The sequence below is a fragment of the Bradyrhizobium sp. ma5 genome (genome assembly GCF_042258955.1).
Taxonomy (GTDB): Bacteria; Pseudomonadota; Alphaproteobacteria; order Rhizobiales; family Xanthobacteraceae; genus Bradyrhizobium.
This window is the reverse complement of sequence record NZ_CP170156.1, coordinates 2755813-2779571: the sequence shown is the minus strand read 5'-3', so window position 1 is coordinate 2779571 and position 23759 is coordinate 2755813. Positions and strand designations below refer to the sequence as shown.

19 protein-coding genes are annotated in these 23759 nt (G+C 65.4%); 8 read left to right on the top strand and 11 right to left on the bottom strand.

What is annotated here, in order from left to right; all coding sequences use genetic code 11:
- Window positions 1-38: 38 nt before the first annotated feature.
- The 6 genes from ACE103_RS12795 to ACE103_RS12770 all read right to left on the bottom strand — a co-directional run bounded on the left by ACE103_RS12795 (window position 39) and on the right by ACE103_RS12770 (window position 6813).
- Window positions 39-1007 (bottom strand): ABC transporter ATP-binding protein, encoded by a 969-nt coding sequence (locus ACE103_RS12795; RefSeq protein WP_375779712.1) that lies wholly within the window; start codon window positions 1005-1007, stop codon window positions 39-41.
- On the bottom strand, window positions 1004-1990 hold the full coding sequence (locus ACE103_RS12790; RefSeq protein ID WP_223968123.1) for an ABC transporter ATP-binding protein: 987 nt from the start codon (window positions 1988-1990) through the stop codon (window positions 1004-1006). Before ACE103_RS12790 ends, ACE103_RS12795 begins: the two co-directional genes overlap by 4 nt.
- Window positions 1987-2856: an ABC transporter permease gene (locus ACE103_RS12785; protein WP_375779711.1), complete on the bottom strand. Its 870-nt coding sequence runs from the start codon at window positions 2854-2856 to the stop codon at window positions 1987-1989. Before ACE103_RS12785 ends, ACE103_RS12790 begins: the two co-directional genes overlap by 4 nt.
- The gene (locus ACE103_RS12780) at window positions 2843-3793 is read right to left on the bottom strand and encodes an ABC transporter permease (RefSeq protein ID WP_223968125.1); all 951 of its coding nucleotides are present in this window, start codon (window positions 3791-3793) and stop codon (window positions 2843-2845) included. The genes ACE103_RS12785 and ACE103_RS12780 overlap by 14 nt, the downstream gene beginning before the upstream one ends.
- Window positions 3794-3799: 6 nt before the next feature.
- On the bottom strand, window positions 3800-5341 hold the full coding sequence (locus ACE103_RS12775) for an ABC transporter substrate-binding protein (RefSeq protein WP_375779710.1): 1542 nt from the start codon (window positions 5339-5341) through the stop codon (window positions 3800-3802).
- Between the two features lie 233 nt (window positions 5342-5574).
- Window positions 5575-6813: a CaiB/BaiF CoA transferase family protein gene (locus ACE103_RS12770; RefSeq protein WP_375779709.1), complete on the bottom strand. Its 1239-nt coding sequence runs from the start codon at window positions 6811-6813 to the stop codon at window positions 5575-5577.
- A gap of 149 nt (window positions 6814-6962) precedes the next feature.
- On the opposite strand from ACE103_RS12770, the gene glgA reads away from it, so the two are divergent.
- Window positions 6963-8390 (top strand): glycogen synthase GlgA, encoded by a 1428-nt coding sequence (gene glgA / locus ACE103_RS12765; protein ID WP_375779708.1) that lies wholly within the window; start codon window positions 6963-6965, stop codon window positions 8388-8390.
- 191 nt (window positions 8391-8581) lie between these two features.
- Window positions 8582-9640, top strand: a complete 1059-nt coding sequence (locus ACE103_RS12760; RefSeq protein WP_375779707.1) for a class I SAM-dependent methyltransferase — start codon at window positions 8582-8584, stop codon at window positions 9638-9640.
- A 79-nt stretch (window positions 9641-9719) separates the two neighbouring features.
- Here ACE103_RS12760 and ACE103_RS12755 read toward each other — a convergent pair whose 3' ends face one another.
- From ACE103_RS12755 to ACE103_RS12735, 5 genes are all read right to left on the bottom strand, one after another.
- The gene (locus ACE103_RS12755; RefSeq protein ID WP_375781098.1) at window positions 9720-11267 is read right to left on the bottom strand and encodes a L,D-transpeptidase; all 1548 of its coding nucleotides are present in this window, start codon (window positions 11265-11267) and stop codon (window positions 9720-9722) included.
- A 245-nt stretch (window positions 11268-11512) separates the two neighbouring features.
- The gene (locus tag ACE103_RS12750; RefSeq protein WP_223968130.1) at window positions 11513-12709 is read right to left on the bottom strand and encodes an MFS transporter; all 1197 of its coding nucleotides are present in this window, start codon (window positions 12707-12709) and stop codon (window positions 11513-11515) included.
- Between the two features lie 130 nt (window positions 12710-12839).
- Complete coding sequence (locus ACE103_RS12745) at window positions 12840-13370, bottom strand: PRC-barrel domain-containing protein (RefSeq protein ID WP_375779706.1); 531 nt, start codon at window positions 13368-13370, stop codon at window positions 12840-12842.
- A gap of 48 nt (window positions 13371-13418) precedes the next feature.
- A complete protein-coding gene (locus ACE103_RS12740; protein ID WP_375779705.1) occupies window positions 13419-15620 on the bottom strand; it encodes a glycogen debranching N-terminal domain-containing protein in 2202 nt (733 codons plus the stop codon).
- A gap of 107 nt (window positions 15621-15727) precedes the next feature.
- The gene (locus ACE103_RS12735; RefSeq protein ID WP_375779704.1) at window positions 15728-17491 is read right to left on the bottom strand and encodes an ABC transporter ATP-binding protein; all 1764 of its coding nucleotides are present in this window, start codon (window positions 17489-17491) and stop codon (window positions 15728-15730) included.
- Window positions 17492-17801: 310 nt separating this feature from the next.
- On the opposite strand from ACE103_RS12735, the gene ACE103_RS12730 reads away from it, so the two are divergent.
- From ACE103_RS12730 to ACE103_RS12705, 6 genes are all read left to right on the top strand, one after another.
- The gene (locus tag ACE103_RS12730) at window positions 17802-18869 is read left to right on the top strand and encodes a glycosyltransferase family 4 protein (protein ID WP_223968134.1); all 1068 of its coding nucleotides are present in this window, start codon (window positions 17802-17804) and stop codon (window positions 18867-18869) included.
- 300 nt (window positions 18870-19169) lie between these two features.
- On the top strand, window positions 19170-20423 hold the full coding sequence (locus tag ACE103_RS12725; protein ID WP_375779703.1) for an ABC transporter substrate-binding protein: 1254 nt from the start codon (window positions 19170-19172) through the stop codon (window positions 20421-20423).
- Window positions 20424-20439: 16 nt separating this feature from the next.
- Window positions 20440-21309 carry a branched-chain amino acid ABC transporter permease gene (locus ACE103_RS12720; protein ID WP_375779702.1) on the top strand — a complete coding sequence of 290 codons (870 nt, stop codon included), beginning with the start codon at window positions 20440-20442 and terminating at the stop codon, window positions 21307-21309.
- Window positions 21309-22295, top strand: a complete 987-nt coding sequence (locus ACE103_RS12715) for a branched-chain amino acid ABC transporter permease (protein ID WP_375779701.1) — start codon at window positions 21309-21311, stop codon at window positions 22293-22295. The genes ACE103_RS12720 and ACE103_RS12715 overlap by 1 nt, the downstream gene beginning before the upstream one ends.
- A gap of 7 nt (window positions 22296-22302) precedes the next feature.
- Window positions 22303-23052 (top strand): ABC transporter ATP-binding protein, encoded by a 750-nt coding sequence (locus tag ACE103_RS12710; protein ID WP_375779700.1) that lies wholly within the window; start codon window positions 22303-22305, stop codon window positions 23050-23052.
- A complete protein-coding gene (locus tag ACE103_RS12705) occupies window positions 23045-23749 on the top strand; it encodes an ABC transporter ATP-binding protein (protein WP_375779699.1) in 705 nt (234 codons plus the stop codon). The genes ACE103_RS12710 and ACE103_RS12705 overlap by 8 nt, the downstream gene beginning before the upstream one ends.
- The last annotated feature ends 10 nt before the right edge of the window (window positions 23750-23759 follow it).

Genomic DNA, 23759 nt, shown 5'->3' with positions numbered 1-23759 from the left:
TCGAAGGCCAACGCACCGCTATTCAGAGGCGTGACTAGTCAGATCAACGGATGATGGCAAGCCGCGAACTGGCCGGGCGCAACCACGCGCAGTTCCGGCACCTCGGCAGCACAGCGCGCATCGGCCCGCGGGCAGCGGGTGCGGAAGCGACAGCCCGACGGGGGCGCGATCGGCGACGGCGGCTCGCCGACCGGCACGCTCGTGGTCGGCCGGACGTCCGGATCGGGCACCGGGATCGCTTCGATGAGCAGCGCGGTATAAGGATGCGCCGGCCGCGCAAACAACTGCTCCGACGGACCGACCTCGCAGAGCCGGCCGAGATACATCACCGCGACGCGATCCGAGACCGCCTTTACCACGGCGAGGTCGTGGGCGATGAACAGCAGGGTCAGGCCGTAGCGCGCCTTCATCTCCTCCAGCAGATTGAGGATCTGCGCACGGATCGAGACGTCGAGCGCGGACACCGGCTCGTCGCAGATCACGAATTCCGGATTGAGCACCAGCGAGCGGGCGATGCAGATGCGCTGGCATTGTCCGCCGGAGAATTCGTGCGGCAGGCGTCCGCTCACCAGCGCGGGGTCGAGCCCGACCGCCGACAGCACCTCGCTGACGCGCCGCCGGCGTTCCTCGGGATCCTTGACGCCGGCGATCACCAGCGGCTCGGCGACGATATCGCCGATCCGCCGCCGCGGATTGAGCGAGGCAATCGGGTCCTGGAAGATCAACTGCACGCGGCGGCGCATCTTGCGCAGCGCCTCGCCCTTCAGCGTGGTGAGATCGTGCCCGTCGAACACCACCTTGCCGGAGACCGCCTGGCGCAATTGCAGCACGGCGCGGCCGAGCGTGGACTTGCCGCAGCCGGATTCGCCGACCAGCCCCAGCGTCTCGCCACGCGCGATCTCGAGGCTGACATCGGAGACGGCATGGATGGTCTTGCCCCCCACCGAATACTCGACGACGAGGTTTTCCACTTTCATCAGTGGATTGGAGGCAGCCTGCAACATCATGCGCGGCCTCCCGCCGCGATCGGATGGAAGCAGGCATAGAGATGCTCTAACGTCTCTGCCGGACTGAGCCGCGGCTTCTCCGTACTGCAGCGCCCGGCGGAATAGCGGCAACGCGGCGAGAACGAGCAGCCTTTCAGCGGCCGGGTCGGATCCGGCGGCCGTCCCGAAATCGCCGGCAGCGGCGTATGCGGCGGCACGTCGAGCTTCGGCAGCGCGGCGAGCAGCGCCTCGGTGTAGGGCATCCGCATCTGCTTGAACAACGCAGGCGTCGGCGCACGCTCGACCACGCGCCCCGCATACATCACCGCGACCTCGTCGGTGCGGCCGGCGACCACGCCGAGATCATGCGTGATGATGATCATCGCCATATGGCGGCGCTGCTGCTCGCGTGCCAAGAGATCCAGGATCTGCGCCTGGATCGTGACGTCGAGCGCGGTGGTCGGCTCGTCGGCGATCAGGAGTTTTGGTTCGCAGGACAACGCCACCGCGATCGCGACGCGCTGGCGCATGCCGCCGGACAGCTGATGCGGATATTGCGTCAGCCGCTGCTCGGGTGCGGGAATGCCGACCGCCGTCAGCAGCTCGATGCTGCGCTGCCTGGCCTGGGCCAGATCGAGCTCGAGATGTTCCTGGATGGTCTCGATCAGCTGGGTGCCGATGGTCAGCACCGGATTGAGCGAGGTCATGGGATCCTGGAACACGACCGCGAGCGAGCGGCCGCGCAGCTTGCGCAATTTCTCCGCCGGCAGCGTCGTAAGATCCTGCCCGTCGAACATCACGCGGCCGGACAGCTTGGCCTTCTTAGGCAGAAGCTGCAGGACGGCCCGCGACAGCATGGTCTTGCCGCAGCCGGATTCGCCGACAATGCCGAGCGTCTTGCCGGCGCCGACGGTGAGATCGACATGATCGACCGCCCGCAGGTTGCCGCGCGGTGTCGGCAGGTCGACCACCGCGTTCTCGACCGAAAGCAGCGCACCGCTCATAGCGCACCCTGCCTCGGGTCGGTCAGCGCACGCATCGTGTCGCCGATCAGGTTGAATGAAAGCACGGTCAGGAACATCGCAATCGCCGGAATGAAGGCCAGCCGCGGCGCCACGTCGAGGCTTTCACGCCCCTCCCCGATCATGCTGCCCCAGCTCGAGATCGGCGGCGGCACGCCGAGGCCGAGGAAGGAGAGCGAGCCCTCGACCACGATGGTGACGGCGACGCCGAGCAGGAAGAAGGCGAGCAGCGGCAGCAGCACGTTGGGCAGCAGCTCGCGCAGCAGAATGCGCGCATGGGTGGCGCCCAGCGCCTGTGCCGCGATGACGAATTCGCGCCGTGCCAGCGTCAGCGTCGCGGCCCGCGCCACCCGCATGAAGGCGGGAATGCCGAGCACACCGAGGATGCAGGTCAGGTTGAAGATCGACTGGCCGAGATAGGCGGTGACCGCAAGCGCGAGGATCAGCGGCGGGAATGCCAGCAGCACATCCATGCCGCCGACCACGAAGGATTCGAACCGGCCGCGGAAATAGCCGGCGAGCATGCCGAGCGCACAGCCGATGGTGACGCCGATCATGGGTGCGCAAAGGCCGACGATCAGCGAGATGCGTGCGCCATAGATCAGCCGCGACAGCTCATCCCGGCCGAGGCCGTCGGTGCCGAGCCAATGCTCGGCCGAGAACGGCGCCCGCCGCTCCAGCATGTCCATGTCGGTCGGGCTCGGCAGCGGCAGCAAATCGGCGAAGATCGCGACCGCGAACACCAGCACCATCCAGCCGATCGCGCACCAGAACAGCATGCCGAGCCGACGCCTGCGCCGCACCGGCGTCGCTTCGGTCTCGTCGAGGCTGAGCTCAAGCGTGGCCATGGCGGATCCTCGGGTCGAGCACGGCGTAAAGCAAGTCGACGATAAAGTTCATGATCACGAAGCCCGCCGCGACCAGCAGCACCACGCCCTGCAGGATGATGAGGTCGCGGGTGTAGATCGCCCCAACCAGCAGACGGCCGATCCCCGGCAATGCGAAGATCGATTCGACGATCACGGCGCCGCCGATCAGGCGGCCGATATTGATGCCGGTGATGGTGACGAGCGTCAGCGACGACGGCTTCAGCGCGTGCACGAACAGGATGCGCGACGGCTTCAGGCCCTTCGCCTTGGCGAGCGCGATGTAGTCCTCCTGAAGCGCTGCGATCATGTCGGAGCGCAGCACGCGCATGATACCCGGCCATTCCGCAAGCCCGAGCGTCAGCGCCGGCAGCACCATGAAGCGCAGGTTGGCGACCGGGTCCTCGGTGAACGGCACGTAGCCCGTCGCCGGCAACATGCGCAGCTCGACCGCAAACAGATAGATCAGGAGGATCGCGGACAGGAAGGTCGGCACCGACAGCATGCCGAAGGCCGAGCCGGTCATGAAGCGGTCGAACGCGGAGCCCGCCTTGGCGGCGCATGCGATCGCGAGCGGCACGCCGATCGCAAGCCCGATCAGCTCGGCGAGGATCATCAGCTCGAACGAGACCGGGACGCGCTCGCTGACCGCCTGCCACACGGTCTGCCCGGTGCGGAACGAGCGTCCGAAATCACCCTGCAGGATGTGCCACAGCCAGCTGAGATAGCGCAGCCAGATCGGCTGATCGAGCCCCAAGTCGTGACGCAGGGCCGCGACATTCTCAGGCGTCGCCTGGTCGCCGAGGATCACGTAGGCCAGATCGCCCGGCAACAGCGAGGCGATCACGAAGGTGAGAACCGAAACCGCGATCAGCACCGGTACCAGGTACAGGAGCCTGCGCGCGACGAAGAACAGCATGAAACGCTATTCCTTCCAGGCGTAGGAGACGTCGAGCACTCCGTTGAACATCTTCGGCACGCCCTTCACCTTCACGCTCGAGATAGCGTAGTAGGTGTTCTGGAAGGTCCAGAACCAGATCGCCTCCTTGTTGATCAGGCGGCTGATCGCGCAATAGTCCTCGGTACGCTGGGCGACGTCGGCGGTGGTTCGCGCATGCTCCAGCAGCCGGTCGAGCTCCGGATTGGAGTAGTTCGCCAGCGCGACCGGGCTGCCGGTGTGGAAATTGGCGTACATCTGCGGATCGGGATCGGCGAGATCGACGATGCGCCACGGCGTCAGCTGGAATTGGCGCATGAAGGCGCGCGGCGGAATGGTCGCCTGATCGACCTGCTCGATCTCCATGTTGGCGCCGATGCGCTTCCAGAATTGCTGCAACACCTGACCGCCGGTGCGGCCGCGCGGCGTCGCCGTGACCAGCATCTTGAACTCGACCGGCTTGCCGTAGTCCTTGAGCAGCGCCTTGGCCTTTTCGACATCGAAGGGCAACGCGCCGTCATCCTTGCACTTCACCCAGGACCCGTCGCCGTAGGGATTGCTGGCCGGCCGCGCCAGGCCATTGGTAATCGCTTGCGACATCTTGTTGCGGTCGAGCGCCATCACCAGCGCCTGGCGCACGCGCACGTCGTCGAACGGCGGGACCTTGGTGTTGAAGGCAGCGACTGCCGCCCCCGAGCCTTCATAGGTATGCACGGTTAGACTGGTGTCCTTGCGCGCCTTGATGATGTTGTCGGCGTCGGCCTCGTCGTCCCAGACGATGTCGGCCTCGCCCGATTGCAGCGAGGCAAAGCGCGACTGCGCGTCCGGCAGCGGCTTCAGGATGATGCGGTCGAGATAGGGCTTGCCCTTGTCCCAATAGTCCGGGTTCTTCTCCAGCACCATGCGGTCGCCGGCGGCCCAGGATTTCAGGATGTAGGGACCGGTGCCGACCGGGTTGCGATTGTAATCATCGCCCTTGGTCTTCCACGCGGTCGGCGACTGGATCACGTTGTTGGAGCTCTGGATCGACTGCGTCGCCGGAAAGTTCACCGCCGGGTCGCTGAAATTGTAGCGCACCGTGAGGTCATCAATGACATCCACGCTCTTGATGCTGGTGATGTAGAAGGCGCAGCGGCACTTGTTGGCCGGATCCTTCTGGCGGTCGAAATTCTCCTTCACCGCCTGCGCATTGAACGGCGTGCCGTCGTGGAATTTGACGCCGGGCCGCAGCTTGATGGTCCAGGTCTTGAAGTCCTCAGCATGCTCCCAGGACAGCGCGAGCTTCGGCTTCGGCTCGCCCTTCTCGTCGAGCGTCATCAGCGTGTCGAAGATCGCGGCTGCCGCGGTGTTGGCCGACGTATCGTAAACGCCGACCTTGAGCGGGTCGAAGCCCGCGATGTCCAACTCCTGGCCGACGGTGAGCGTACCGCCCTGCTTCTGCGCATAAGCCGGTGCAGCGAACGCCGCAGCACCTAATCCCGCCACAAGAAATATGCGCGCAACTGTGTGCGCGCGCCCGGCCAGCTTCATCGATGGTCCCTCCCAAGTGCGCGACGTCCGGTGTTCCGGATCGTCGTATGTCGGGCGGCAGCTTGTCCGGAATCGCTGCGCGCGACAAGACCGTAAAACGGATGAAAAGCCGCAGGCAGATCACGATGCGATCACGCGGACCGGCATCGTGATCTCGTCGACCGGTTTGAATCCGATCCTTCGGGCCGATATCCCCTTTGCGCCAATGCGGCCTTCCAGGCCCGGATCATGCTCTAGCTGCGCGCCGTCTTTGCCGGTTGCGCTGCGAAGCCTGCGATCTGATCGTCGGAGAGCCCGATCTCCTTCAGATAGGACAGTGTGTGCTCGCCGAGCGTCGACATCCGCTTGCGCGCGCCAACCGCCGCGCCGGACATCCGGAACGGCAGATTGAGCACCTTGAAGCTGCCGCCGTCGTCCTCGACCTCGGCCAGTGCACCGCGATGGGCGATTTGCGGATCGGCGAGCGCCTCGCGCACGGTGCGATAGGCCGACGACGGCACGCCATATTCATTGAGCGCGGCAAGACAGGCCTGCGTGCTGACCGCGCGCGACCACGCCTCGACACCCTCCATCAGGCTCGCCCAGTTGTCCCGCCGATCGGAATATTTGGCGAAGCGCGGATCGGACACCCATTCAGGCCGGCCGATCACCTGCATCAGGTTCTGGAACGTCTTCTCGCTGGCGATCGCCACCATGACGTAGCCGTCGCAGGTTTCGATCGGGCCGAACATCGGCCGCTGGGTTTGCTTCACCTCGAATTGCGACCACTGCAACTCGTTCAGGGTTAGGCTCAGCATCGATTCCAGCATCGACACGTCGATATGCTGGCCTTTGCCGCTGGCGCCGCGCTGATAGAGCGCGGCCGAGATTGCGCCGAAAGCGTAGACTCCGGTCAGCACATCGGCGTGATAGATGCCGCAATAATCCGGCCGGGTGCGGCCCGGCTGATAGGCGAGATGCGCCATTTCATAGCCGGAGGCGGCATGGATCACCGGGGCATAGGCCGGCAATTCCGCCGACGGGCCGGTCTGGCCGTAGCCGGAGATCGAGCAGAAGATCAGCTTCGGATTGATGTCGCGGATCGAGGCATAGTCGAGCTTGAGCCGCCGCATCACGCCGGGGCGGAAATTCTCCACCAGCACGTCGGCGGTCGCGATCAGCCGGCGCACGGCTTCGACGCCGGCCGGCGACTTCAGGTCGAGCACGAGGCTGTTCTTGCCGATATTGAGCTGGCCGAACGCCGTCGAGCAATGGTTGCGCACCGGCGGCCGCGTCCGCATCGTCTCGCCTTCGGCGGGCTCGATCTTGATCACCTCCGCGCCCATGTCGGCGAGCATCCGCGTGCAATGAGGTCCGGCGATCGTGGTCGAAAAATCGAGCACGCGAAGGCCGTCGAAGCTCCGTGTCAAATTCCCCTCATCGTCGGCGGCTATTGTCGTGCCCAAGGCTTCCTCCAGCTTCGTCGTTTCCATTGTTCGGCGTCGCGCGACCCTAAAGTGAGCCGCCCTGACAGGAAAGCGTCTCGTCCAGACCGGGACCGCGGGCCGTCTTGCATTTTACTCAAAGGCAGATTGGACCCGATCTTGCATAGCTCTGTCACGGGCTGGAACGAGGGCGCTTGTTGAAGGTCTTATTCGTCACGACGGAGATGGACGATTTCGTCCGCGTGGGCGGGCTCGGCGCCGTTTCCGCTGCGCTTCCCCGGGCGCTGCGCCCCTGGAGCGACGTCAGGATCATGCTTCCCGGCTACCGGGACGTCGTCGAACAGTTCACGCATATTGAAATCGTTGGACAATGCGAGGCGCTCGCCGAGATGCCGGCTTGCAGGCTCGGACGCGCATCGACCAAGGACGGGCTGCCGGTCTACGTGCTGTTGTGTCCGCAGCTCTACGATCGGCCTGGCAATCCCTATGGCGATGAGTCCGGCCGCGACTGGACCGACAACGACATCCGCTTCGGCCGCTTCGCCTCCGCCGCTGCCGAACTTGCAGCCGGAACGCTGGACAAGAATTGGGCAGCGGACCTCGTTCACGCCAACGACTGGCAGGCCGCGCTCACACCCGCCTACCTCGCTTGGCGCGAGGCACGGATTCCATCGATCCTGACCATCCACAATCTCGCCTATCAGGGCCTGTTTCCGAAGGCCTCGCTGCGGCGGATCGGCGCACCGGAAAGCTCATTCCACATCGACGGGCTGGAGTTCTACGACAAGCTGTCCTTCCTCAAGGGCGGCCTCGTCTACGCCTCGCACCTGACCACGGTCAGCGCGACCTATGCGAGGGAGATCACCACCGCTGAACTCGGCTGCGGGCTGGAGGGCCTGCTGCGCGTGCGCTCCGACGCCGACCAGCTGACCGGCATCCTGAACGGCATCGACGAGAGCTGGGACCCGCGCCACTGCGCACAGCTCGCCCAACCGTTCGGCGCCGGCGACTGGAAAGGCAAGCAGGCCAATGCCGATTATGTCCGCCGGCAGTTCGGCCTTGCGGTCTCGCGCGGGCCGATCTTCGGCCTGGTCGCGCGGCTCGTGCATCAGAAGGGCGTCGACCTCGTGCTGTCGGCCGCCGACGAGATCATCAGGGACGGCGGACAGATCGTCGTCACCGGCAGCGGCGAGCCCGCGATCGAGGATGCGCTGGTGGCTGCGCACCGGCGCCGGCCCGACGCGATCGGCGTCATCATCGGCTTCAACGACGCACAGGCGCGCCGGATCTTTGCCGGCAGCGATTTCACCCTGATGCCGTCGCGCTTCGAGCCCTGCGGCCTCAGCCAGATGTATGCGCAGCGCTTCGGCTCGCTGCCGATCGGCCACCAGACCGGCGGCCTTGCGGAGACCATCGCCGACGGCGAGACCGGCTTCCTGTTCGCGCAGCCGTCGGCGGAATCCTTCCTCGGCGGCGTCAGGCGCGCCTTCGACGCCTATCGCGCCAAGGATCGCCTCAACGCCATGCGCGCCAGCGCGATGGCCAAGTCCTACAGCTGGGACCTGTCGGCCGCCTGCTACGGCGCGCTGTACCGGAGGCTCATCATGCCGCGGGCAGCAGCGTAAGGCGTCCGCCTCGCAGGCTTGTGAAGTCGCCAAGCTGGCATCCCAGCCGCTTTGTGACATTCAGCCTGCGCCGCCGACCCCATTCGTGCGATCATGTCCGCGCCCAAGGCCTTCTGCCTGGACGATCACGCAAGCATGAAATTGGCAATGACGGACTTATTGCAAAAACCCAATTGCGATGGAGGAACATCATGGACGTCAACGAGGAGCGTCTTAATTCATTCATGGGAAAGATGATCGGCGATGTCGGCGCGGCGATGAACGCCTCGCTGATGCTGCTGGGCGACAAGCTCGGGCTCTACAAGGCTCTGGCGCAGCAAGGACCGATGAATGCGGCGGCCCTGGCCAAGGCGACCGGAACAGCCGGACGTTACGTTCAGGAATGGCTCTCGGCACAGGCCGCTTCCGGTTACGTCGAGTACGATAGCGCGACCGGAAAGTTCTCGATGCTGCCCGAGCAGGCGCTTGCGCTCGCCGACGAGGAGAGCCCGGTCTTCCTCGGCGCCGTGGGAAGCCTGGTCGGCGCGACGTTTCTCGACGAGCCGAAAATTACCGATGCGTTCAAGACCGGCAAGGGCGTCGGCTGGAACAAGCGCAGCGAATGCCTGTTCTGCGGCACCGCCCGGTTCTTCCGCACCAGCTACAAGCACTATCTGGTGCAGGAATGGCTGCCGGCGCTCGAGGGCGTGGTCGACAAGCTGAAGAAGGGCGCTGTCGTCGCTGACGTCGGCTGCGGCCACGGCGTCTCGACCCGGTTGATGGCGGAAGCGTTTCCGAAGTCAACCTTCTACGGCTTCGACTATCATGATGGCTCGATCCAGACGGCACGGATGTCCGCGAAGGAGGCGGGATTGTCGGACCGCGTCCATTTCCAGACGCACTCCGCCAAGGACTTCCCAGCCAACAATTATGACTTGGTGTGCTTCTTCGATTGCCTGCACGACATGGGCGACCCGGTCGGCGCGCTCAAGCACACCCGCTCCACCCTCGCCGACGACGGCACCTGCCTGCTGATCGAGCCGTTCGCCAATGATCGGCTGGAGGACAATCTCAATCCGATCGGGCGCGTCTACTACGCGGCGTCGACGATGATCTGCACGCCGGCGTCGCTGGACCAGGAGGTCGGACTCGCGCTCGGCGCGCAGGCCGGCGAGACCCGGCTGCGCGAGGTGGCGCGTCAGGGCGGCTTCTCGCGTTTCCGCCGCGCGGCGGAAACGCCGTTCAACCTGATCCTGGAAGCCCGGCCCTAAAAGCGATACGCGATTGGACGGCGGTGTCGCACCGCCGTCCAACGCTCAGAGTGCTGACTGATCCCGCGGCAGCGCCCCGCTACCAGTCCTGTTGCGATTGCCAGTAGTACTGGCCGCCGCGCCGGCGCGGATTGGCGGGTTGAGGATTGCCATAATACGGGGAGCCGTACTGGGTCGGCGCCTGAGGATTGCCGTATTGGGGATAGCCGTACTGGGTGCCGGACTGGGGATTCCAGGTGCGCTGAGAGAAGAAGCCGAAACCGTCCCCGTCCCCGCTCGCAACCATGTCGTCGGTTTCCATCGGCCTGGTCGGCTTGCGTGTGATGAAACCGCCCTGGGGCTGGTTGCTCAGCACGGCGACGAACTCGGTGCGGTAGTTGGTCTCGGCGCTCAGCGGCTCATCCGAGATGATGATCGACGAGCGCGGCACCGCGGTCGGCGCAATCCGATCCAGCACATCCTGCGGGATGGTGACGCGGTCGAGCGCGTCCTTGGCGTTGTCGCCGTCGTCGATCGTCACCTCGGTCCAGCGCAGGCTGCCGTCGTTATTGCGGGCCATCGCGGTGAAGATATGCGTGCCGATCGGCTGGTCCGGATCGCGGATCGTCACGGGAACCTCGATGCTCGAGTCGAACACCTCGCCCCCGTCAGCCCATGGCTTGTGGGTGTTGCGCCGGACATAGAGCTTCTGCGTCGAGCGGCTGATGTAGACAGAGACCGGCTCGAGCGCGAGCTTCGCCTCGGTCGCCGCCTTCTGGGTATCGGCCTTCTTGGTCTCGGCCGCCTTGGCGGCGTCCTTTGCGGCCGCTGCGGCGTCGAGCTTCGGCTTGGCGTCGCCCTGGGCGGCCTCGAACTGCGTCGTCGCTTCCGCGGCCTTGGCGGCGGCCTTCTGCTTCAAATCCTCGGCGCGCGCCTTGGCCTGGTCGGTCTTGGCATTGGCGAGCGTCTTGTCGGCGAACGCGAGCTCGGCGTCGGCACGGGTCTTTGCCTTTTCCAGCTTGCGCAGTGACGCCGGCGTGAACAGTGCAGCTTCCTTGGTCGCGGCCACGGAGGCCTTCTTTGCCTCGTCGGCCACCTTGGCGGCATCCGCGGCTTCGCGGGACAGCGTCTCGGCACGCGCCGGAGCAGCCGCGGTGGCCTGGGCGTTCGGCACGAACAGCGCGGGGTGGGTGAAATTCTCCGGGGCCGGATCGTTCGGCGCGATGATCACCCGCATCCCGATTCGCGTCCTGTCGAACAGCTTCTCGGCGAAGTCGTAGGGCATCCGCACGCAGCCGTGCGAGGCCGCATAACCGGGCAGCGGGCCGCCATGCAGCGCGATGCCGTTCCAGGTGATGCGCTGCATGTTCGGCATCCAGGCATCGTCATAAAGCGTCGAGTGGTGGTCCTTGTCCTTCTCGATCAGCGCAAAGACGCCGGCCGGCGTCTCGCGTCCCTTGACCCCGCTCGACACCGGCGCGCGGTAGATCCAGCCGTCGGCGTCGTAGAAGGTCACCTTCTGGGCCTTGATCGACACGATCGCCATGATCGGCTCGCCCGCGGCGCGCGGCGCGGTCGCCTCGACCGTTGCCGCAGGACGCTGCTGCTTTGCCGCGGCGCCGCCGATCAATGACGCAAGTGTGACCATCGCCGCGAAGGTCACAAAGGCGGGAGGCGCCCAACGCCGCATCGCTCCGGTGATTTGCGCCGTCGTCGTTCGAATTACCATGCGATTCCTCGGTCGAAATGCCTGCCCGCGCTGCGTCGATCCCTACCAGATCACGATTTTGGATTGATTAATCCCGGGAACCATCGGCTCGTTCCAGCAGCAAATCACTCATATATGACGGCGCATGCAGGAGGAAGGGTGCGGCGGGGCGAAACCTGCCTTCCTCATGCCGTCCGCCGCGTCTCCGGCATCACCAACCAGATCATGAACAGCCCCAGCGCGGCGACGCCGGCCAGGCCCATGAAGGCGGTGCTGCTGCCGAGCTTGTCGCTGACATAGCCGGCCAGCACCGTGCTGAGCGACGCACCGATGCCGACCGCGGTTCCGACAATGCCCTGCGCCAGGTTGAAATGGCCGCTGCCGAACGCCACGTCGGCCACGATCAGCGGCACCATGACGCTGAAGATCGCCGCGGTGATGCCGTCGAAGATCTGCACCATGACCAGCAGATAGGGATCCCGCACCGTTGCGAACAACAGGCCCCGGATCACCAGCGAGGCGAAGGCAATCAGCAGCAGCGGCCGCCGGCCCCAGGCCTGGGCCTTGCGGCCGACCGACGGCGAGCACAGCGCGACGATCGCTTGCGGCACGATGATGCAGGCGGCGATCAGGACCGGCGCCCATTGGCTCGACCGTGTCGTGACGACGCCCGCCATCAGCGGCAGCATCGCGGCATTGGCGAGTTGGAACAGCATCATCGCGCCGGCAAAGATCAGGAGCGACCGCTGCCGCACCAGACCGACGATACTGGTCGCCCGTTTGTCGGGAACCTCCCGCTTCACCTCGCCATGGGCCTGCGCGATGTCGATCTCGCGCTCGCGGATCCGCGCCAGCGACAGCAACGTCGGGATCGCCAGGATGAAGGTGACAAGGAACACCGATCGGCTCGACAGGAAATAGCCGCAGGCCCCCATCAGCGCCGCGGCCGAGCCGCTGCCGAGCGAAGCGAAGCGCGCATTGCGGCCGAGCCGCTCGCCGATCGCCAGCGGCCCGACCAGGCCGAGGCTGATCGCGGCGATCGCCGGACCCAGCACGCAGCTTGCGAGCGCGTGCAGCGTTGCGGCGAGCGTCACCACCGGGAAGATCGGCCAGAGCGCGTAGGCCAGCGCGGCGGCGCCGATCGCGGCCACCGCCCAGCCCGCAACGACCCGCTCCGAGCGCGCCGCATCGACGATCGCGCCGCCGGGCACCTGGCCCAAGAGGCCGATGATGCCGCCGATCGAGAGCACGAAGCCGATCTCGACCTGGGTCCATTTCTGCGTCGTCAGGTAGACCGCGATGAACGGGCCAAAGCCGGTTTGCACGTCGGCCAGGAAGAAGATGAACCAGTCGAGCCCGCGCTGGCTTTCGCGCGACGGCATGCGCGGTTCCTCAGGACCGGGTTGATCGGAGACAATCGGCACAATTTTGGTGCCGCCGGCTGATCGCTCGCCACGACCGTCGCCAACCGTCTCGACGGAAGAGTTCGGACGCGCGACCAGCTTTAGCCCCCTAATGTTCGTAATCCCATGGATGAAGATTGCCGGCCGCGCCAAGCACGATCAGCGGCGTATCTTCCTTATATTCAGGCGCAGCGCTCACCTGCTGCTTGTTCAGGTCCAGCGTGATGCTGTCGCTCTTGCTGGAAACGCCGGCGAAACGCAGTGCGTTCCAGTCGACCACGATCTTCCGGCTGCCGACGCCGAGGAAGCCGCCGAAATCGATCACCGCGGCGCGAACCTTGCCGTCGCGGTCGACGATGACGTCGACGATGCGGCCCATGTCCTCATTGGCGGAACTGCGCACGTCGCGCCCGAGAATGCCGTGCGCATCGCGCGCGCCGATCACGGTCACCGAGGGCGGCGGCGACTGTTCCTTTGACGGTTCCTTGGCCTGCTCCTTCGGTGCAGCGGCTGCTGGCGGCGCGGGCGTTGCTGACGGCGCCTGAGCCGCTGGCGACTTGCCTTCGTCGTCGGCCGCGCGGACACCCGCGCATGCCAGCAGCGCCGCTCCAACCAGCATCACCATGATCCTCGGACGCATACTACTCTCCCCACGATTTTCCGGTGCACGCGTGCCGTGCGACGACGCTCAATGCGTCAGCACGATCGACACCTGGATCTGGCCGCGCGTGCGCAACACTTCGAGTGACACCTCGCCGCCGTGGCGGCGCAGCCGCAAATCGACGCTCGACGCGCCGAGCCTGAGGTCGCGCAGCACCACGTCGTTGAGAAATTCCGGCAGCCGCGGGTCGCGTAAGCGGATCTCGCCGCGCGCGGTATCGAACTCCAGCCCGAGCGCGGCCTCCAGCAGCGTGAACGGCGTCGCGCTCGCCCAGGCCTGCGGCGCGCAGGCCACCGGATAGAGCACCGGGCCGCGCCGGCGCTCGCGGCGGAAGCCGCAGAACAACTCGGGCAACCGCCGCAGCTCCATATAGCTCGCGGCATCGAACAGCCCCTTGAACAGATGCGCGACCGAATGTTTCAGGCCGTAGCGGGCGAAGCCGAGCGCGATCAGCGCATTGTCGTGCGGCCAGATCGAACCGTCGTGATAGGACATCGGATTGTAGCGCGCCTCGCCCGCGGCGACAGTGCGGATGCCCCAGCCGGAGAAGAATTTCTGGCTCATCAGGTCGGCGGCAACCCGTCGCGCGCGGTCTTCGCGCACCATGCCGGAAAACAAGATCTGTCCGGCATTCGACGTGCGCACCTTGCACGGCCGCTTGGCGCCGTCGAGCGCGAGCGCATAGGTGCCGAGCTCCTCGCACCAGAACGCCGCCTCGAACCGCTCGCGCAGCCGCTCGGCCTCCGCATCGAGCCTCAAAGCCTTGTCGGCGAAGCCAAGCCGCCGCGCCGCTTGCGCGGCAAGCTGCTTGCCGGCGAACACATAGCCCTGGACTTCCGCCAGCGCGATATTGCCCTCGGCCAGCGTGCCGTCGGCGTGGAAGATGGCGTCGAAGGAATCCTTCCAGCCTTGATTGCGTAGCCCCTCCTCGGTGGCGCGCTGGTACTCGATAAAACCGTCGCGATCGGGATCACCCGGGCCGTCGATCCATTGCAACCCGGCCTCCACCGCCGGCCACAGCTCGCGCAACGTCTCCACGTCGCCGGTACGCTCCAGATAGAGCCCGGCGAGCAGCACGAACAGTGGGGTCGAATCGACGCTGCCGTAGTAATGCGCGAACGGCACCTCGCGCAGCGCCGCCATCTCGCCGCCGCGCATCTCGTGCAGGATCTTGCCCGGTGCCGCATCGGACAGCGGGTCGACCGCCTTGGCCTGGAACAGCGCGAGCCGCTTCAGCACGCCCTTGGCGATCCGCGGATCGACCCACAGCATTTGCAGCGCGGTGATCAGCCCGTCGCGGCCGAACGTCGTCGAATACCAGGGAATGCCGGCATAGGGATAACGGCCCTGCGGCGTCTCCGTCATCAGCATGTTGAGGTCGGCCATCGCCTGGCACAGCACCTCATTGAAGATGTTGTTCGATGTCTCGATGCTGGCCGCGCCGGCCGTCGAATTTCGCATCTCGCGGCGATGCGCCAAGAGCCCGCGGAAGAACGGCACCGGCTTCTGCATGATCGGCTTGTTGCAGGACACCGCGACGAACAGCGAGGTGACCTGCCCCGGCTCGAGGTCGAAATGGTAGGTCGCGGTGTTGACCGACAGCCGCGTCGGCCGCGGATCGAAATGCAGCGCGGTGATCCGGGTCTGCTCGTCGAGGCCGCAATATTCCAGCACGACGTCGGTCGGGCCGAGCAGCTTGCTCGAGCCGATGCCACGCCGCGGCCGCCGCTCGCCGCGCACCTCGAACAGGTCGGCGAAATCATTGTCGAACAGCAGCGTGAGATCGAAGCTCGCGGCAAGATCGCCGTGGTTCTGCAAGCCGATGCGCTGATAGGCGGTGCCGCGCCACAGGAAGATCGAGCGCACGATGTGCAGCGTGTCCTTCTGCAAGGTCAGCCGGCCGTCGCGATAGACGTCGGAATTGGTGAGATCGACCGTCAGTGCCGAATTGTCGTCGCGCATGTTGGAGCCGAGCAGCAGCGGCTGCACGTCCTCCAGCACCATTTCCAGCCGCGCGAGATAGCGCGTGTCGGCGTTGAACAGGCCGTCGGGGCCACCCGCCGAAGCGCCGATGTCGCCGTGGCTGTCGAGCACGATGAAGGTGTCGTCATGCTTGAGCGAGCGCCGCGGCCGTGCCGCGGGCCCGGTCATCGGAATGTAGAACGGCGATTCGGCGACGAGCTCAGTGATGCGAGCAGTGATGATCTGCGTAACGACGTCAGCTGCCATCTGAACCTCTGGCGACTTTGCTTGGCCCGACTCTCGGCCTGACTGTTGGCTCGAATCTCGGCTCGAACGAACGCACCGGAACGCAAGAACGCGCTTGATGACGCGGGTCAGGCCGCGCTGGTGGAGAGGCGGCCCATCTCGCGCGCGACCAGGTCGCGGTAGGGACCCCTTCCCTTCACGAGGATATCGGGCGGACCGTCCTCGACGATCCGGCCACCCTGCAGCACGAGCACGCGGTCGAAGCTGCGCAGCGTCGCGAGGCGGTGCGCGATCGCCACCACCGTACGCCCGCGCATCAGGCGCGACAACGCCTCGCGGATCGCCTCCTCGGAGTCGGCATCGAGCGCCGCAGTGGCCTCGTCGAGCAGCAGGATCGGCGCGTCCTTCAGGAAGGCGCGCGCGATCGCAATCCGCTGGCGCTGGCCGCCCGAGACCTTGACGCCGCGATCGCCGACGATGGTGTTCATGCCCTCGGGCAAGGTCTCGATGAAGTCGCAGCGCGCCGCGATCGCCGCCCGCCGCACCTCGTCGTCGGTGGCGTCCGGCCGGCCGTAGCGGATGTTCTCCAGGATCGAGCGGTGGAACAACGAGATGTCCTGCGGCACCACCGAGATCGCCGCGCGCAGGCTCTGCTGGGTGACGCGCGAGATGTCCTGGCCGTCGACCGTGATGGCGCCCTGCTCGACATCGTAGAAGCGCTGCAGAAGGGTAAACAGTGTTGACTTGCCGCCACCGGACTGCCCGACCAGGCCGACCCGCTGGCCGGGCTGGATCCGCAGGCTGAAGCGCTCGAACACCTGCAACCCGCCGGGATAGCGGAACGAGAGGTTGTTGAAGGCGATCGCCGCACCGCTCTTCACCAGCACCTCGGCTTCCGGATGGTCCTTCAGCTCATGCGGCTGCAACAGCGTCGCCAGGGCCTCGGTCAGACGGGCGACATGCTGGGTGACGTCGACCAGCGCAACGGCGAGATCGCGGGTGGCGCTGAGGATCGAGATGCCGAGGGTGCAGACCAGCACGACGTCGCCGGTGGTCGCCGCGCCCTGCTGCCAGAGATTGAGCGCCCAGGCCAGCATCGCGATCGTCAGAATGACGGTCACGCCGGCGTGAACGAGACGGAGCTTTTCGAGATAGCGCAGGGAGCGGCCGCGCGCCACGAGTTCCCGATTGACCGTCGCATCGAAGCGATCGTGCTCGTAGCCGAGGCCGCAGAATGCGCGCACCAGCGGCAGGTTGTTGATGACGTCGACCATTTCGCCGTCGACAGCAGCGGCCCTGTTGGCAAAGTCGTCATGCAGCGGCCGGCCGGCGGCGGCCATGCGGAACATCGCTACCACCATGGTTCCCGCGATCAGGATCAGCACTGCTGACATTGTCACGCTGACGGTTCCAACCAGGGTGATCGCCGCGAAGGTCGCGATGCAAGGCGGCAACACGTTCCATACGAACATGTTCTCGACGGTGTAGACCGCGTTCGACGTTGCCGTGATCCGGCTGGTCAGCATGCCCGGCAGCCGGTCAGTGAAATAGCTCGGCGCATGGCCGGTGAGATGCCGGAACATGTCGCGGCGAAGGTCGCCGCTGACGCTCACGAAAGTGTAGCTCGCGGTCCAGCTCGCGATCCGCCACAAGAAGTTGTCGGCTGCGATCAGCGACATGAGCAGAGCGAATGCCAGCCATACGCCATTCGCGGCCGACGGCCCTGCCGACAATGCGTCGACCAGATTCTTCACGCCGTATTGCGTGCCTACCGAACAGGCAACCGCCGCGACGACGGCCGACAAGATCACAACATGCGACGGAAGCCGCCGGCGCAGATAGCGCAGCACAAAGGGGAACGGGCGATGCGCGTATCCTGACAGATGGTCCATGACGTCCTGCAAAGCTGTTGAAGGTGAACGAGAAAATTTTAGTCGAAACTCTCGTGCACGATGACGTGAAGGGCGGCGGTGGGATTGCTCGATGCAGCCATCACTGCGCGACAATTTTGCAACGCTGGCGTCGGCAAAAACGTGTTGGAGCGAGATGGCATCAGCAAGACCACAGTGTGATGGAAGAAAGAAGCGGCAGATCTCCTACACCTAAGGAACCTCGCACGTGCGAGAACGTTCCCGTCTTTGGCATGTCGCTGCCATCAGAGGGCTGAGGGCTCATCCACATTACAAACATGGAGACGGAGAAATGCGCATCGCGCAGGTTGCCCCGCTGACGGAGGCTGTTCCCCCCAAGCTCTACGGCGGCACCGAACGGGTCGTGCACTGGCTGACCGAAGAACTTGTAACACTTGGACATGACGTGACGTTGTTCGCCAGCGGCGACTCCCAGACCTCCGCGAAGCTCGACGCGACCTGGCCGAAGGCACTGCGCCTCGACGGCTCCGTCCGCGACCCCAATGCGCTGCACATGGTGATGCTGGAGCGCGTGCGGCAGAAAGCCGACGACGACGAATTCGACTTCCTGCATTTCCATCTCGACTATTACCCGTGGTCGCTGTTCGCGCGGCAGCCGACGCCGTTCGTGACCACACTGCACGGACGGCTCGACCTGCCGGAGCACCAACCCGTCTTCAACACCTTCTCCAAGATCCCGGTGATCTCGATCTCCAATGCCCAGCGGCGGCCGGTGCCGCAGGCGCACTGGGTGCGCACCATCCATCACGGCCTGCCGGAGAATTTGCTGACGCCGCAACCGGCCAAGCAATCCTATCTCGCCGTGCTCGGGCGCATCGCGCCGGAGAAAGGCGTCGATCGCGCGATCAAGATCGCGATCCGCTGCGGCATTCCGCTGAAGATCGCAGCCAAGGTCGATCGCGCCGACCAGGAATATTACGACGAGTTGATCAAGCCGCTGATCACCAGCAACCCGCTGGTCGAGTTCATCGGCGAGATCAGCGACCGCGAGAAGCCGGATTTTCTCAGCGGCGCGATCGGGCTGCTGGTTCCCATCGACTGGCCGGAGCCGTTCGGCCTCGTGATGATCGAAGCGATGGCCTGCGGCACGCCCGTGATTGCGTATAACCGCGGTTCGGTGCCGGAGATCATCGAGGACGGCTTGACCGGCTTCATCGTCGAGGACGAGATCAGCGCGGTCGCTTCCGTGGGCCGGCTCTCAACGCTCAACCGCGATGCGATCCGCAAACAGTTCGAGACCCGCTTCACCGCGCGCCGCATGGCGCTCGACTATCTCGCCGCCTATCGCAGCCTGATGGAAGCCAAGCCGCGCTTCAAGCTGGTGGCGAGCGCGGAATAGCCGTTGCAGCGGCCGATCGAATGATCCGGCGGGCCGGCCGGCACCCTCTGTGCCGGTCCGTCGGTCATTCGATTGTCAATAATACCGCCGCATCCGCCGGCAACTCCCACGCAGCGAAGCGGTTCACATGCGCGCGTCGCGCGATTGCTGCGACGCACCAGTCGCAATGCGTTTCCCGTGAGCTCGGCTGATATCGCCTTTGCGATTGCCGAATTACGTGCTCTTATGCTCCCCGCGCAAGCAAAAAATAATAAGCGAGCGGACGGAGCAACCGAGCCGCAGTCGCACAGGGGGAACGCCATGACAGGGGACCGCAAGCCGTCGGCCATTAATAATGCCGCGCCGACCAAAGCCTCACGGACAAAGCTGAACCGCCGCAAATTCCTGGTCAAAACCGGCGGGGTGCTCGCGGCCGGCGCATTCGGCGCCGTCCCGCTGCGCGGCTGGGCCGCGGACCCGATCAATATCGGCGCACTCTATCCGAGCACCGGCAGCATGGCGCAGATCGGCGTCGGCTGCGTTGCAGCAGCGAAGCTCGCCGTCGACATGGTCAACGAGGCCGGCGGCATCAAGTCGCTCGGCGGCGCCAAGCTCAACCTCATCGTCTCCGACGTACAGAGCGACACCACGGTGACGCGCACCGAGACCGACCGGCTCATCACCGGCAACAAGCTGTCGGCGATCCATGGCTGCTATGCCAGCGCGCTGACCCTGATCGCGAGCGAAGTCTGCGAGCGCGCCAAGGTTCCGATCATCACAGGATCGAGCTCCGACCAGCTCAACAAGGGACGCACCTACACGTTCACGCCGTTCGCGCGCGCCTCGCAATTCGCCAAGGCGCAGTTGCAGATGGCCAAGCTGGTCAGCGACCAGGCCAAGGTCGCCGTCATCTTCGAGAACACCGCATTCGGCACCTCGACCTCGAACGGGCTGAAGGAGCTGGCGCCGGGCGAAGGCGTCGAGATCGTGATGTTCGAGCCTTACTCGGCCGGCTTCACCGATGCGAGCCCGCTGATCAACAAGGTCAAGGCCTCCGGCGCCAATGCACTATTCTCGCTGTCCTATCTCAACGACCTCATCCTGATCGTGCGCACCGTGAAGCAGGTCGGGCTCAACATCGCGATCAATGGCGGCTCGGGCGGCTTCGTGATGCCGGACTTCTACAAGAATGTCGGCAAGGCCGCCGAAGGCCTGCAGGGCGTCGCGCACTGGAACCACGACGTCAACGACGATGCACAAAAGGTCAACGCCGAGTTCAAGAAGCGCACCGGCGAGTTCGCGTTCGAATATGCCGGCGGCCTGGTCGCGCAGACCTTCATGCTGGTCGATGCGCTGGAGCGTGCCGCCTCCGCCGATCCCAAGAAGGTGCGCGAGGCGCTCTCGACGCTCGACGTTTCCTCGGGCTTTGCGGCGATGGCGCCCGGCGGCAAGGTGAAGTTCGGCCCCGACGGCAAGAACGTCTATGGCCGTCCGGTCGGCGTGCAGTGGCAGAATGCCGATCTTGCCAGCATCTTCCCCAAGGAAGACGCCCGCGCCCCGCTGATGAAGACCTGAACCGCGGTCGCATCGCATGTGGGAGACACTGGCCCAGGCTGTCATCAACGGCCTGCTCATCGGCGGCATCTACGCGCTGGTCAGCATCGGCGTCACGCTGATCTTCGGCGTGGTCAAGATCGTCAATTTCGCTCAGGGCGAGTTCGTGATGATCGGGATGTATATCTCGTTCTTCCTCGCCACCCAGTTCGGCATCGATCCGCTGGTCTCGCTGGTCGTCTCGATGCCGGTGCTGTTCCTCGCCGGCGTCCTGATCCAGCACTTCCTGATCCGCAGGGTGCTTGGGCCGAACGACATGCCGCAGATCTTCCTGACCTTCGCGCTGTCGCTATTGCTGCTCAATCTCTCGCTGATGCTGTTCAGCGCCAATTACCGCACCGTCCACACCTCCTATTCGGATGAAGCGTGGCACCTCGGCGGGCTGTACATCCCGGTGGCGAAGCTGATCGCCTTCGCGGTCGCGATGGCGCTCAGCGGGCTGCTCTGGGTGTTCCTGCACACCACCGATCTCGGTCGTGCTATGCGCGCGGCATCGCAGAACCGCGACGTCGCGATGCTGATGGGGATCAATCCCAACCGCGTGTTCGCGGTCGCGTTCGGCACCGCGCTGGCGCTCGCGGGTGCTGCCGGCTCGCTCTTGATGCCGTTCTATTCCGCCTATCCGTTCGTCGGCCAGGTGTTCGTGCTGATGGCATTCGTCGCGGTCGTGATGGGCACGCTCGGCAATGTGATGGGCGCGCTGGTCGCGAGCCTGATGATGGGCGTGGCGGAATCACTCGGCATCCAGTTCGTCGGCGCCGATTCCGGCCTGATCGTGGTGTTTGCGCTGCTGCTGCTGACGCTCGCCTTCAGGCCGAGCGGGCTCGGCGCCAGGAGGGGCCGCTGATGCAGACCTCCGGCAACATGAAATGGCTGTGGCTGGCGATCGGGGCCGTGGTCATGCTGGCCCTGCCCCAGCTCGTCACCTCGTCGTTTGCGATCGACATTCTCATCCGCATTCTGCTGTTCTCCTTCATCGGGGTCGCCTGGAACCTGATGGGCGGCTACGCCAAGCAGCTCTCGCTCGGGCACGCCGCCTATTTCGGGCTCGGCGCCTACACCTCGACCATCATGCAGGTGAATTACGGCATCTCGCCCTGGATCGGGATGATCGCGGGCGGCGTGGTCGCGATGCTGGCGAGCCTGCCGATCGGCTGGCTGTGCTTCCGCCTGCGCGGCCCCTATTTCACCATCGCCACCATCGCGACCGCGCAGGTGCTGATGCTGATCTTCCTGAAATTCCGCGACTTCGCCTGGGGCGCCGAAGGCACCACGATCCCGAACCTCGGCAGCGCGCCGCTGATGATGCAGTTCGAGGAGAAGTCGTCGTACTACTACGTCGTGCTCGGCCTGCTCGTGGTCGGCCTCTGGATCACCCACCGAATCGAGAAATCCTGGATCGGCTACTACCTCGTCGCGATCGGCGAGGATGAGGATGCGGCTGAGGCGATCGGGGTCAACGCGCCGAAGGTCAAGCGCGACATCTACATGATCAGCGCGTTCCTCACCGCGCTCGCCGGCACCTTCTACACCCAGTACATCTACTTCATCGATCCCGCGACCGCGTTCAGCTTCAGTGTCTCGATCGAGGCGGCGCTGGTCTCGATAGTCGGCGGCATCGGCACGCTGTGGGGCCCGGTGATCGGCACCGTGCTGCTGGAGACAACTTCCGCGCTGCTGCAAAGCTGGCTCGGTAGTTCGGTCGGCGGCATCCAGCTCACGGTCTACAGTCTGATCCTGATGGCTGTGATCCTGTGGCGGCCGACCGGGCTGATCGGGTTCGCGACCGACGTCTATCACCGCATCATCCGGCGCAAGCCGGCGCGCGCCTGAGGTTGCGATGGCAGGAGCACTGGTCATCAAGGGTCTCAGCAAGCGTTTCGGCGGCCTACGCGCGGTGCAGGACGTCAGCTTCACGGTGCAGGAGAACGAGACGGTCGCGCTGATCGGGCCGAACGGCGCCGGCAAGACCACGAGCTTTCATCTGATCACGGGATTTCATCGCCCGGACTGCGGATCGGTGCTCGCCTTCGGTCACGAGGTCGTGGGCCTCAGGCCGCACGATGTCTGCGCGCTCGGCATGGCGCGCACCTTCCAGGTGGCAAAGCCGTTCGGCGCGATGACGGTGCTCGCCAATGTGATGACCGGCGCCTTCCTGCGCGACCGTCATGTCGCTGCCGCCCGCGACAAGGCGCTTGAAGCAATCGAATTCGTCGGCCTCGGCGCCAGGGAGCAGACGCCGGCCAAGGACCTCACCACCATCGACCAGCGCCGGCTCGAGATGGCCCGCGCGCTGGCGACGCAACCGAGAATCCTGCTGCTCGACGAGGTGATGGCTGGCCTCAACCCGGCCGAGATCGACCAGGCGGTGGCGCTGGTGAAAAAGCTCTCCGCCCGCGGCCTGACCATCGTGATCGTCGAGCATGTGATGCGCGCGATCATGGCGGTAGCCCGTCACATCGTGGTGCTCGACCACGGCCAGAAGATCGCCGAAGGTGCGCCAAAGGAGATCGTGGAGAACCCGGAAGTGATCCGCGCCTATCTCGGCTCCTACGTGCATCCGCCGGCGCCGGGAGACGCCCATGCTTGAGCTCTCCCGCGTCAGCGCCAGCTACGGCTCGGTCCCCGCCATCACCGACGTCAGCATCTCGATTGGCGAGGGCGAGGCTGTCGGCCTGTTAGGGGCCAACGGAGCCGGCAAGAGCACGACGCTGCGTGCGGTCTCCGGGCTCGTCAAGCTGTTCGCCGGCAAGGTCAGCTTCGACGGCGTCGACCTCGCGACGCTGCCGCCCTACCGCATCCCCGAGCTCGGCATCGCGCACGTCCCGGAAGGCCGTCAGGTGTTTCCGGAAATGACCGTGCAGGAGAATCTCGAGATCGGCGCCTATACGCCGAAGGCCAAGGCGGACCGCGCGCGCACGATGGAGTTGGTCTACAGCATCTTCCCGCGGCTCGCCGACCGCAGGAAGCAACTCGCCGGCACCATGAGCGGCGGCGAGCAGCAGATGGTCGCAGTCGGTCGCGGCCTGATGCTGAAGCCCCGCCTGCTGATGCTGGACGAGCCCTCGCTGGGCCTCGCCCCCGTGATGACCGACGTCACCTTCGAGAAGATCGGCGAGATCCACAAGATGGGCACCGCGATCCTCCTGGTGGAGCAGAATGTCAGCCGCGCGCTGTCGCTGGTGCAGCGCGCCTATGTGCTGGAAAGCGGCAATGTGATCATGCAGGGGTCAAGCGCAGAACTTGCCGACAACAAGCAGGTGCAGGCGGCGTATCTCGGGATTTGAGTGCGCCCCA